Annotated in this window: 11 protein-coding genes; 7 read left to right on the plus strand and 4 right to left on the minus strand. The window is 31.9% G+C overall.

Translation table 11 applies throughout. The features are described from left to right. Position 1: 1 nt before the first annotated feature. From Q4Q39_RS19450 to Q4Q39_RS19465, 4 genes are all read left to right on the plus strand, one after another. Positions 2-652 (plus strand): DUF2459 domain-containing protein, encoded by a 651-nt coding sequence (locus tag Q4Q39_RS19450; protein ID WP_303284250.1) that lies wholly within the window; start codon positions 2-4, stop codon positions 650-652. A 4-nt stretch (positions 653-656) separates the two neighbouring features. Beyond that, complete coding sequence (locus tag Q4Q39_RS19455) at positions 657-1235, plus strand: GDYXXLXY domain-containing protein (protein ID WP_303284251.1); 579 nt, start codon at positions 657-659, stop codon at positions 1233-1235. Positions 1236-1279: 44 nt separating this feature from the next. Next, entirely contained in the window at positions 1280-2158 is an 879-nt protein-coding gene (locus Q4Q39_RS19460; RefSeq protein ID WP_303284252.1) for an alpha/beta hydrolase, read from the plus strand. 70 nt (positions 2159-2228) lie between these two features. Beyond that, the gene (locus Q4Q39_RS19465; RefSeq protein WP_303284253.1) at positions 2229-2942 is read left to right on the plus strand and encodes an alpha/beta hydrolase; all 714 of its coding nucleotides are present in this window, start codon (positions 2229-2231) and stop codon (positions 2940-2942) included. Here Q4Q39_RS19465 and Q4Q39_RS19470 read toward each other — a convergent pair. Next, complete coding sequence (locus Q4Q39_RS19470) at positions 2939-5416, minus strand: TonB-dependent receptor (protein WP_303284254.1); 2478 nt, start codon at positions 5414-5416, stop codon at positions 2939-2941. The two genes, Q4Q39_RS19465 and Q4Q39_RS19470, sit on opposite strands and share 4 nt — an antisense overlap. 408 nt (positions 5417-5824) lie before the next feature. Beyond that, positions 5825-7516, minus strand: coding sequence for a lysine--tRNA ligase (lysS, locus tag Q4Q39_RS19475; RefSeq protein WP_303284255.1), 1692 nt, complete (start codon positions 7514-7516; stop codon positions 5825-5827). Positions 7517-7768: 252 nt separating this feature from the next. Between lysS and Q4Q39_RS19480 the strand changes: the two genes are divergently transcribed. From Q4Q39_RS19480 to lipB, 3 genes are read left to right on the plus strand one after another with little or no spacing between them, the layout of a single operon-like run. After that, complete coding sequence (locus tag Q4Q39_RS19480) at positions 7769-7927, plus strand: YqaE/Pmp3 family membrane protein (protein ID WP_303284257.1); 159 nt, start codon at positions 7769-7771, stop codon at positions 7925-7927. Positions 7928-7972: 45 nt separating this feature from the next. Next, positions 7973-8731 (plus strand): hypothetical protein, encoded by a 759-nt coding sequence (locus tag Q4Q39_RS19485; RefSeq protein ID WP_303284258.1) that lies wholly within the window; start codon positions 7973-7975, stop codon positions 8729-8731. 4 nt (positions 8732-8735) lie between these two features. After that, the gene (lipB, locus tag Q4Q39_RS19490) at positions 8736-9434 is read left to right on the plus strand and encodes a lipoyl(octanoyl) transferase LipB (RefSeq protein ID WP_303284259.1); all 699 of its coding nucleotides are present in this window, start codon (positions 8736-8738) and stop codon (positions 9432-9434) included. Here lipB and Q4Q39_RS19495 read toward each other — a convergent pair. Next, positions 9431-9799, minus strand: coding sequence for a hypothetical protein (locus Q4Q39_RS19495; protein WP_303284260.1), 369 nt, complete (start codon positions 9797-9799; stop codon positions 9431-9433). The genes lipB and Q4Q39_RS19495 overlap by 4 nt on opposite strands. Before the next feature lie 143 nt (positions 9800-9942). Beyond that, complete coding sequence (locus Q4Q39_RS19500) at positions 9943-10992, minus strand: nucleoid-associated protein (RefSeq protein WP_303284261.1); 1050 nt, start codon at positions 10990-10992, stop codon at positions 9943-9945. Positions 10993-11207: the final 215 nt, after the last annotated feature.

Genomic DNA, 11207 nt, shown 5'->3' on the forward strand with positions numbered 1-11207 from the left:
TATGAAGTTCTTGAAGAAACTATTTAAATACATGTTGTATTTATTAATAATTCCTGGGGTTTATGTTATTGTATCATTGCTATTAACTTCAATTACAGTCAATAAAATAGCGGATAATGTACATGCTGTAAATACAATATATCTCAATACTAATGGAGTCCATTTAGATGTGGTTATTCCAAAAGATCAAATAGATAAAAAATTAATGGAAGGATTAAATGTCGAAGATGAGGCTAAATACCTGGCTTTTGGTTGGGGCGATGAAAACTTTTATCTAAACACCCCAACATGGGGAGATTTAACCTTTAAGAATGCGTTTGGTGCTTTGTTTCTTAAAAGTAACTCTTTGATTCATTTAACGAGGTATTCTCAGAATCGTTCAGATTGGGTTGCTTTAAATGTTACTAGAGCCCAATTAACGACTTTAAATCATTATTTATTGAGCTCTTTTAAACTAGACAGTAATGGTGAAAAGGTTATTTTAAAAGGCAAAGGTTATTCTACAAATGATGATTTTTATAGTGCAAAAGGCAGCTATTCATGTTTCAAAACATGTAACTCCTGGGTTAATTCAGCATTTAAAACTAGCGGATTAAAAAGCTGTTATTGGACTCCGTTCGATTTTGGGTTAATTAATAAATATGAAGACTAAAAAGATGAAAATAAAAACAATACACATATTCATAATATTTATAATTGTAGTATTAGCACAATTATTTATTCCTTTTCAAATGATTTTTAATCAGGAAACAATTTTGGAAAAAGGAAAAGCTTATAAGTTTAAAACACAACCAGTTGATCCAACAGATCCTTTTAAAGGTAAATATATAACTCTTAATTATGAGATAAACAGATATAAAACGAATGATTCTTTATGGGAACGAAATGAAGCCATCTATGTTTACTTAACAAAGGATAGTCTGGGCTTTGCTAAAATAGCAGCTATTAATAAGGAGGTCCTGTTAAACAATGGTAACGATTATATAAAAGCTAAAGCAAGATGGTATTCAAAGTATTCAAAGGAACTAAGTATAGAGCTTCCTTTTAATCGCTATTATATGGAAGAAACTAAAGCGTATAATGCTGAGGTAGCAGTTAGAAATAGGCAACGCGATTCTTTGCCAAATAACACGTATGCGTTAGTTTATGTTAAAGATGGAGAAGCTGTTTTAGATGATGTCATAATTGATGACATGTCTATTAAGGATTACGTAGAAAAAGGGATCTCTGAATAATTAGCTCTATTTATTGTATCTTAGTATAATAACGTTTTTTTGCTATGCCTTATTGGTTGTACATTACGATACTTGTTTTGATTGCTTATGTTGCAATAAGTATTGCTTTGTACTACCTACAGGATTATATGTTGTTTAAACCAGAAAAACTTCCTGAGGATTTTGAATTTAATTATGAAAATCAAGCATTTAAAGAGTATAATTTAGAAACAAGGGATGGCGCGATAATTAACGGCGTTCGGTTTTTTCCGAAAGGAGAAAGTAAGGGGGTTGTGCTCTATTTAAAAGGAAACTCTAAAAGTATTAAAGGCTGGGGGAAATTTGCTGTAGATTTTACCAGACATGGTTATAACGTTTTAATGGTGGATTATCGAGGTTTTGGAAAAAGCACAGGGAGACGCTCACAGAAAGCTATCAAACGAGATTTGCAAAAGGTTTATGATAAGATAAAAGAGCTTACGACCGAGGATAGAATTATACTTTACGGGAGATCTTTAGGTTCTGGATTTGCTGCTAAACTAGCTTCGATGAATCAGCCCAAAATGCTTATTATGGATGCGCCTTATTATAGCCTAACAAAAGTAACAGCTCGTTACGCACCTTTTATGCCTTTGTCTATTTTAATAAAATACCCATTACCAACTTATAAATGGTTAAAATATGTGCAATGTCCGATACATATTATCCATGGTACTAACGATAAACTTATTCCATATAAAACGAGTGTGAAATTATCTAAAGTGAATCCAAAACTTACTAAATTACATTCGGTAATTGGCGGTGGACATAAAAATTTAAATAACTTTGAATCGTATCATAAAATGATTCATGAAATTTTAAATAGAGTTCCCGAAGAAATAGATTTATCAACTACAAGTATACATGTCAAACATACGTCAAAGAAAAGTAATACGGAGGTTTAAAAGGGTAGGTGTTTTTTTAATAGGCTTATATATTCTGGTTGGAGCCTTAATATATTTTACACAGGAAAAAATGCTGTTTTATAAAATGGAGTTGCCTCAAGATTACACGTATACGTTTTCATATCCTTTTGAAGAATTATTTTTTAAAACTGAAAAAGATGCGATCATTAATGCGGTTCATTTTAAAGTAAAAACCCCTAAAGGAGTCGTTTTATACTTCCATGGAAATGGTAGCAATTTACCTCGTTTGGAGAAAATTTCAGGATATTTTATAGAAAAGGGGTATGAGGTTTTAATTATGGATTACAGGGGGTATGGGAAAAGTACTGGTGTATTAAACGAAGAAGCGTTTTACAATGATGCTCAATATTGTTATAATTATTTAAAAAAGCATTATGATGAATCGGATATTATACTCTATGGGCGTTCTATTGGAACAGGTATAGCTACTTTTTTGGCCTCAGAAAATAGCCCGCAACAACTTATCTTAGAAGCTCCTTACCATAGTGTTGAAGATGTTGCGAACCGTAGGTTTCCTATATATCCGACAAAAGGGATGTTAAAATACAAGTTTCCTAGTTTTAAGTATATCTCCAATGTGAAATGTCCGATTTCAATATTTCATGGAACCGACGATTTTGTTATCTCTTTTAAATCGGGTAAAAGACTTTTTAATGCCGCTCCTAAAGCGTTAGCAACATTTATAGGAATTGAAGGAGGAAGACATACTAATTTAAATCGTTTTAAAGCCTATCACAATCAAATGGCAAAATTATTACCTTAATCAACTTCAAGTGTTGTTAAATGGTATACAGGAATTCCGGTATCAGTTATCCCTTCAATCTTAATGGCGTAATTGCTTCGAGTATCGCTAGTAAAGAAAGAAACTTCAGATTTACTAGTGTCTCTGGTAAGTTTTATTTTGGGCTCCCAATGCAAAGTGGTTCTAATATCTTGTTTAATAGCCTCATCAAAACCATTTAAATGATCTGGAGCATAAAACTCCCGGGCTGTATAAAACCCTAAAGCTTTAAAATCTATAATGCCTGGTTTACGTTTAACATTTATATTTCTAATGCCAGCTCCGGTTCTGGAATATATTGCGATAACACCATTTCCACTATTGCTAAAAAAGAAAGCATCTGCTCCTTTTAATACATCTATAAACTCAATCTGACCACTATTCATATAGGAAATATCACCTATTTCAACAGGTATTCCGTCTAAAAAAATACGAGGAGTTCCTCCATTTCTTATGGAGATTGAACCATTATAAGCTAAGACTCCGGGAATCATAGCTAATAAGTCAAAAATAGTTAGTGATTCACTATTGGGATAATCATTTAAATCTATCCTGTTTGACGGAAACCCATAACTGGTTCTCTCGTTTAATAGTGTATTTCTTTTTTCTCGTTCCGATTTTCGTTGTGCTGTAATAATGACTTCATCAAGCACTCTGGCGGATTCTTCAAATTCAGATTCTATTTTTGTAATGGATTGAGATTGCTTTATAAAATTGATTATTTTCTGCTTGTCATTTACATTTGGTCTTAAAAGTGTATTTCGTGAAACTTTTGGGCTATTATTAAAATCGTCATCTAGAAGGATATTAACAAAGCGGTTTTTTTTATTGTCATCCGATTTAAAATCTTTAACACGTGCTTCAATAAGTATGGGAATGGAATCATTAAAAACAAAAGGCCCATATTTGAATGCCCCGTTAGCATTAGATTGTTTTTTGTCTTGATAAAGATCACTCCCCATAAAAGTAAGTCTGGTAGCAGCAGAAAACGACTGCTTGGTTCCTTTTAAAGCTATTGTACGTCCTGAAATATAAATTCCTGTTTCTGGTTTAAAGTGTGCTTTTTCTGCTGCGGTATTATACAAAATAGTATTCCAGGTAAAACGTCTCCAACCATGCGTAAGCATAACCAAATCTAATAAATAATGTCTTTTTATGTCATTTTCTTTTTCAAAGAAATAACCAGGATTTTCAATGTTCCCTCTTAAATCGGAATTCAATAAAAGATATGTTTTAATATTTTCACTCTTAGAATTTTGTCCAACAGCATCTAAGTCACTTACAGACATTGATAAATTTCCGAGAGCCTGATTGCCATTTTTATCTACTAAGTCAATTTGGATACTAACTTTATCTCTGGTTTTATAAACTGTCTTGTTTTTACTAACATTAATATTTATATTATTTGCAGGGTTATTTATGTATACCAAACGTTCACAAACAGGTTTTCCGTTATTATCAAATAAAGTAAAATTAACCACACCATTTTGTAAATTGTTTGTGTTTAATTTTATAGAATAGGTGTTTTTATTTTCAGTTTCTAGTTTTTCAAAAAAGAGTTTGCCTCTTTGATGTGCCACCAAAAAGGAATTTTTTAACCCTAAATCTACATTGGCGGTGGCTTTTAGAATAATTTGATGACCATTATTTACAATGCTTAAATGATATCCTTGTGGAAGCGCTTTTGGTAATGGGTATTTTATTTCCTGATTGTTAATAATTACGCTCGCATAATAACTTTTGTTCGCTTCAGGTATCATGGTTACATAGCCTAAACCGAACTCAAAAGTTTCAAATGGGCAAATTGTAGTACCATCAGAATCTTTAATAGTGCCTTTAACAATTATATGCCTATTTTGTTTGTCTTTAACTTTAAGTGCTACTTTAGAAATTAATCCGTTAATTAAATAACCACTTTCTGGATAAAAGTTAATTTCAGGTTTTTCAATTAACTCTTTTTCTAATAAAGGTTTTTTGTTTTTATCTAAGCTGACTACTATGTCGTTTAAACTATCGTTTACTACTAAATTCAAAATAGGAATCTGTTTCTGAAAAAAGTAATCGGTATCTTTATTTCGCATATAATTGGTATACGCTCTAAGCATATAATTTCCCGGAGTCCATTCTTTTCTTATTTTGAAGTCACCTGGAACACTAATATCATTTGTATACAGTTGCTTTTTAGAAACAATACTATCATTTTCATTAATTAACTCTACATAAATAACACGACTTTTATCCGATCTTTTATGATCAATGCCATTAACTAAATAAGCCGTATACCAAATATCTTCTCCTGTAGCATAGTAAGGTTTGTCTGTTTGTACATATATTTTTTCGGGATAATAGTTCGTGTAATCTTCTAGTTTTTCAATTAAAAGCTTTCTGAAATTATTAAATGACGAGAAAGATAAAAGCATGATAATTACAAACAATAAGGCGATTTTTTTAATCATATTTTATAGGAGAAAATAAAAAAGGTTGCTTAAAATGACCAAAATAAGGTTTAAATTGCTAATAATGTGTTAAGAAATAGTGAATATTAGGCTTGATTGGGTCGTTATTAGCTTGGATAGAAGCCATGCTTATTTCTTAAAAAATTAACATCTCTTTCTCTGTTTCTTAAATAAAACATAAAAGATAAATTTACAGTGTTAAATGTTTCTAAATCTATATAAGGACCTCAGGAAAAGGTTGCAATTTTGCAATGTAAATACAACATTATTTGATGTGTTAGTAATGTGAATGTTTACAAATTTAAAGAAACCTAAAGTTTAGTTTTAAACATAGTTAGTTTGTTAGTTGTTAGTTAGTAAAAAAGCCAGTAATTATAAAATTGCTGGCTTTTTTTATGCGATGATCTGTTAAGTTGTCTCAACAAACAAACCATCATCTGTTTTTTCAACTTTAGCTAAACTATTTTTTGTTAATTCCTTAATGGTTTTATCCCATTTTTTGTTTGATAATCCAGATTGAGCTTTTAAGTCATTTAAGCCTAATTTTTCAGCTTTCTTTAAAACCTCTAAAACAGCTTTTGCTTCATCACTAATTGCTATGGCCTTTTTCTCAGGTCTCATTTGTGGGAAGAATAAAACCTCTTGTATCGATTGGTTATTGGTTAAAAACATAATCAACCTATCCATGCCGATACCCATACCAGATGTAGGAGGCATACCATACTCTAAGGCGCGTAAAAAGTCATGATCAATAAACTCTGTTGCTTCATCATCTCCTTTGGCAGCTAATTTAAGTTGATGTTCAAAGCGTTCACGCTGATCAATAGGATCATTAAGTTCAGAATAAGCATTCGCAATTTCTTTACCGCAAACCATTAATTCAAAACGTTCCGTTAGTTCTGGGTTTTCTCTATGTTCTTTACATAATGGACTCATCTCTTTCGGATAGTCTGTTATGTAGGTAGGCTGTATATAGTTTCCTTCGCATTTTTCACCAAAAATTTCATCAATCAATTTGCCTTTTCCCATTGTATCATCCACTTCAATGCCTAAGTCTTTAGCTGCTTGTTTAATCTCATCTTCAGTTTTACCAGTAATATCAAACCCTGTAAAATGCTTAATAGAATCTGCCATTGTCACACGGGCATATGGTGCTTTAAAGTCTATTTCATGATCTCCAAAAGTGGCTTTCGTTGTTCCGTTTACGGCGATAGCGCAATGCTCTAATAAACGCTCGCAAAAGTCCATCATCCAGTTGTAGTCTTTGTAAGCTACATAGATTTCCACAGCCGTAAATTCTGGATTATGTGTTCTGTCCATGCCCTCGTTTCTAAAATTTTTAGAAAACTCGTATACACCATCAAAACCACCAACAATCAATCGTTTTAGGTATAACTCATTAGCTATTCGCATATATAACGGAATATCTAAAGCATTATGATGCGTAATAAAAGGGCGTGCCGCTGCACCACCAGGAATTGGTTGTAATACAGGTGTTTCAACTTCAAAATAACCAAAGTCATTAAAAAACTGACGCATAGCGTTAAACAATTTGGTACGCTTTACAAAAACATCTTTTACATGCGAGTTTACTACCAAATCGGCATAACGCTGTCTGTAACGCTGTTCGGGATCTGTGAAAGCATCATATACTACACCATCTTTTTCCTTAGGTAATGGTAACGGTTTTAAGGCTTTGCTTAGTAAAGTGAAATCTTTCACTTTAACTGTTTTTTCTCCTACTTGAGTTGTAAATAATTCGCCTTCAATACCTATAAAATCACCAAAATCTATAAGCTTTTTAAAAACCTCGTTGTATTTCTCTTTGTCTTCTCCAAGACAGATTTCATCACGATTAAAATACACTTGTATTTTTCCTTCGGCATCCTGTAATTGTGCAAAGCTTGCTTTTCCTTGTACCTTTATCATCATTAATCTACCAGCAATAACAACCTGTTTACCATTTTCAAACTGATCTTTTACCTGTTTGGAGGTATGGTTTACTGGATATAAATCTGCAGGGTATGGATTAATACCTAATGCACGTAACTTTGTTAACTTTTCTCTTCTTACAAGCTCTTGCTCTGATAATTGCGACATATTTTAAATACTGAGTGAATTTTAAAGGCACAAAGATAATCATTTGATTTGCGTTTTACGATTATTGATTTACGATTTTTTTAGCATCGCTATGGTTAGGTTATCTATTAAAACGTCTCTGTCTAGCAGAGGATAAAAGGGTTTTCTTTGAGATGAATAACGTAAATTGTAACAAAATAGAAACGACAACGTCAAATAATTAAATCATCAATCTGTACTGAACCTATTTCAGTATTATAAATAAATCAAAGTATGAGTATCTGGAGAGTTTTACTGTCTATTATTTGCCCACCTTTAGCCATTATCGATAAGGGCTGTGGTTCCATTTTTATTGTTTTTTTATTATGGCTTTGTGGCTGGGTACCTGGTGTTATTGCGGCGCTTGTTATTCTTAATAATCCAAATAGATAAAAGTGTATCTTTGCTTCCTGAATTATAACCCAAAATTTAATCAACATGAACAGATTGTACACCCTTATCGTAATTGTCATTTCTATTGGTTTTACTAGCTGCCAATTTTCTGAAAATATTTATATAAATGAAGATGGTACAGGAAGAATGGAATTTTCTTTTGACGGAACTCAGCTTATGCAAATGGCAGGAGATAAAATGGGAGAAACCCAAGAAGAAGCAATAGATTCAACCTTTAGTTTTAAAGAGTTGTTCGATTTAAAGCGAGATAGTATTTCTAAATTACCAGAGGAAAAGCAATTAAAATTAAAAAATTTAGAACCTTTTAACATGCATATGGTAATGAACCCAAAAACTTCAGAAATGAAGTTTGATATGTTTACAGATTTTAAAGAAGTAAGTGAACTTCAGGATATGTTTAAAGCAATGAATAGCTTTAGTGATTTAGAGCAAGGAAAGAAAGGTAAGCAATCTAATAGTCCTGCTAATCCGTTCTCGTCCCCTGAACTTGGTAAAAGTACGACGTTAGAGTATGATTTTGATGGAAAAACATTTAAGCGTGTTGCCAAAATAATTGACAAAGAAGCTTATAAAAAAGCAGCAGATAGTTTAGGAGAGATGGCGGTTATGTTTGGATCTTCTATGTATAAATTAAACTATCACTTTCCTAAGCCAATTAAATCTGTATCAAACGAAAAGGCCATGTTTAGTGCAGATAAAAAAAGCTTTACAGTTGAGTTTGGTTTTATGGAATATTTATCAAACCCTGAAGCTTTGAATATAGATGTTGTATTAGAAGATTAGTATTTTGAATAGACAAATTGAGCTGCAAGACTTAGGTTTTAAAGATTACAAACAAACTTGGGATTACCAGGAGACGTTATTTAAAGCCATAGTAGATACCAAAATTAAAAACAGGCGAGAGGAAGCAGCTTTACAAACAAAGAATCACTTTTTGTTTGTAGAGCATCCGCATGTTTACACCTTGGGTAAAAGTGGCGATTTGTCTAATCTGCTTTTAAATGAAGAACAACTCACCGAAAAAGGAGCGACTTTTTATAAAATTAACCGTGGTGGCGATATTACCTATCACGGTCCGGGGCAAGTTGTAGGATATCCCATTCTAGACTTAGAAAACTTTTTTACAGACATACATAAATACCTTCGTTTTTTAGAGGAAATGATTATCTTAACTCTTGATGAATATGGTTTAAAAGCGGAGCGTAGTAAAGGAGAAACAGGTGTCTGGTTAGATGTGGATACACCATTTGCTCGCAAAATTTGTGCTATGGGTGTTCGAGCCAGTCGTTGGGTGACCATGCATGGTTTTGCACTAAATGTAAATGCCAATTTAGGGTATTTCGATAATATTATACCTTGTGGTATTCGTGGTAAAGCTGTAACCTCTCTAAATGTGGAGCTTGGTGTAAAAGAAGTCCCTATGGCTGAGGTAAAAGAAAAACTTCTAAATCATTTTACAAACCTTTTTGAGGCTGAGTTTCTTTAGTCACAAATAAAGTTTTCAGGTTTCCATATTATAACGGATTTATCTAAAAGACTATGTTTAAAAGTATCGTCGCCTATATAGCCTAATATCTTTCCCTCACAATTATAAACTGAAAGGACACTATTACAAAGTGCACAGCAATTACCAAAAATAAATATAGTATTAAACCTATAATGTGCTTGAGAAACATATGCTTCTCCAGTTTGAGCTAAACTAGATTGTTCTAATTCTTCAATGGCTTCCTTTAACCACCCTAACTCTTCGATGGGGTTTGAAACATTGCAAGTATTATTAAAATCGTCATCACTTTTACATGAAAAAAAAGTGAATAATAAAAGTATGACGAATAAAAGAGATTTCTTCATAATGAGTCACATTATATTAAGTGTCTAATAGATGAAGAAAAATCTGAATGGTTGCGTAAGCGTAAAGCTTTTTTAAATATTGTGGTAGTGAATCCAAGATTTTAACCTTCCGACTAATCAATAATTTTTAAATAACAATCCGGTTAATCCTCTGAATTAAAAAACACTTTATAATAATGCATTTTTTTCTCATTATCATAACCGCGTTCTAAATATTCTGTGGACGCATCAGGGGCATCAATATCTAGTTTTATTTGTATGTTGGTGTCTAATTTAATATCGGTTTTAATCTTTTTCTTTTCTTTATTGACCACGCGTTCCGCAACATCAAATTGATTTCTGATAACTAAATTTTGCTCACCCTCATACTCTTTTTTATAATCTTCAAACTGTCTTATTTGTTTTTCACCTTCAAAAATATCTTCCTTAAAACGTTCTACATTTACAACTTCATTTTCCTTAAAGAAATCAATAGTCTTTGCTAAAAAAGTATTATGCTCTTGAGCTCCGTAGCTGGTTTTTAAAACTTCTGTTGAGAATTCTTTACAAAGCTCAATATATTGTTGGGTGTGATTATTGGAATCATCAGCATATTTTATATTTAAAAACTGATTGATCCAATACTGCGCATCATAACTATTATTATCTACACTTAAAATAATGTTACCTTCCGTATCACTTTGGTTTAAAATTAAGCAACCTTTATCCACCTTTTTAGAACTGATCCCTTTTTGTACCAAGACATCATAAGTCTTATTTTCTAAATAGGTTTGAAAGAAATTAACTTTACTCTCTATCTTAAAAACACCAATAGCATTGGTCGTCATGTCTTGATATTCAATACCTTCAAACATGACCACTAAAACATCACCAGTTTTTATATTGGACGAAGTAGATTGCTCGAATAAATGAGTTACTATATGCTTAGAAACATCTATAAAAGCTTCTTCATCTTTAAATAGTTGTGTACAATAGCTATTTATCTCGTTTAAAGCAATGCTGGCATGATGATTAAACCTATAACTTTGTACAACGTTACCAAAAGGACGGAGTAAAAAAGGGAGCATTAAATCGTAACTAGCTTCGTCAAAATCGACCGTATTCTCAGAAAAAGCATTTTTAGTGTCGTTAAACTTGTTTCCAACTTTATGAATAATGAATTTTGAAATTGAGGCGTTTTTTCTTGAAATCATGTGTTGTTTATTAAGTATGCAATACTATTAAAATAATTAGAATTAATCGAAAAAAAGAACGCCAAAGCATTTGCTTTGACGTTCAAGACCTGGGGACTTCAGATTTGGTTACCGTTATATTTTAAATTCATCAAATTAGGGATACACCCATTGATGGAATTTTTATTGTTAGTTAATTCTTAAATATTCATTTTTACTTAATATCCATTTAAGAA

This window comes from Flavivirga amylovorans (assembly GCF_030540875.1).
GTDB lineage: Bacteria > Bacteroidota > Bacteroidia > Flavobacteriales > Flavobacteriaceae > Flavivirga > Flavivirga amylovorans.

Bases quoted from the DNA above. Each gene is read 5' to 3' on its own strand.
- Q4Q39_RS19495 (WP_303284260.1), bottom strand. From the start codon at position 9,799: ATGAAGAAATCTCTTTTATTCGTCATACTTTTATTATTCACTTTTTTT.
- Q4Q39_RS19465 (WP_303284253.1), top strand. From the start codon at position 2,229: ATGCTGTTTTATAAAATGGAGTTGCCTCAAGATTACACGTATACGTTT.
- Q4Q39_RS19500 (WP_303284261.1), bottom strand. From the start codon at position 10,992: ATGATTTCAAGAAAAAACGCCTCAATTTCAAAATTCATTATTCATAAA.
- Q4Q39_RS19455 (WP_303284251.1), top strand. From the start codon at position 657: ATGAAAATAAAAACAATACACATATTCATAATATTTATAATTGTAGTA.
- Q4Q39_RS19450 (WP_303284250.1), top strand. From the start codon at position 2: ATGAAGTTCTTGAAGAAACTATTTAAATACATGTTGTATTTATTAATA.
- Q4Q39_RS19470 (WP_303284254.1), bottom strand. From the start codon at position 5,416: ATGATTAAAAAAATCGCCTTATTGTTTGTAATTATCATGCTTTTATCT.
- lysS (WP_303284255.1), bottom strand. From the start codon at position 7,516: ATGTCGCAATTATCAGAGCAAGAGCTTGTAAGAAGAGAAAAGTTAACA.
- Q4Q39_RS19485 (WP_303284258.1), top strand. From the start codon at position 7,973: ATGAACAGATTGTACACCCTTATCGTAATTGTCATTTCTATTGGTTTT.
- Q4Q39_RS19480 (WP_303284257.1), top strand. From the start codon at position 7,769: ATGAGTATCTGGAGAGTTTTACTGTCTATTATTTGCCCACCTTTAGCC.
- Q4Q39_RS19460 (WP_303284252.1), top strand. From the start codon at position 1,280: ATGCCTTATTGGTTGTACATTACGATACTTGTTTTGATTGCTTATGTT.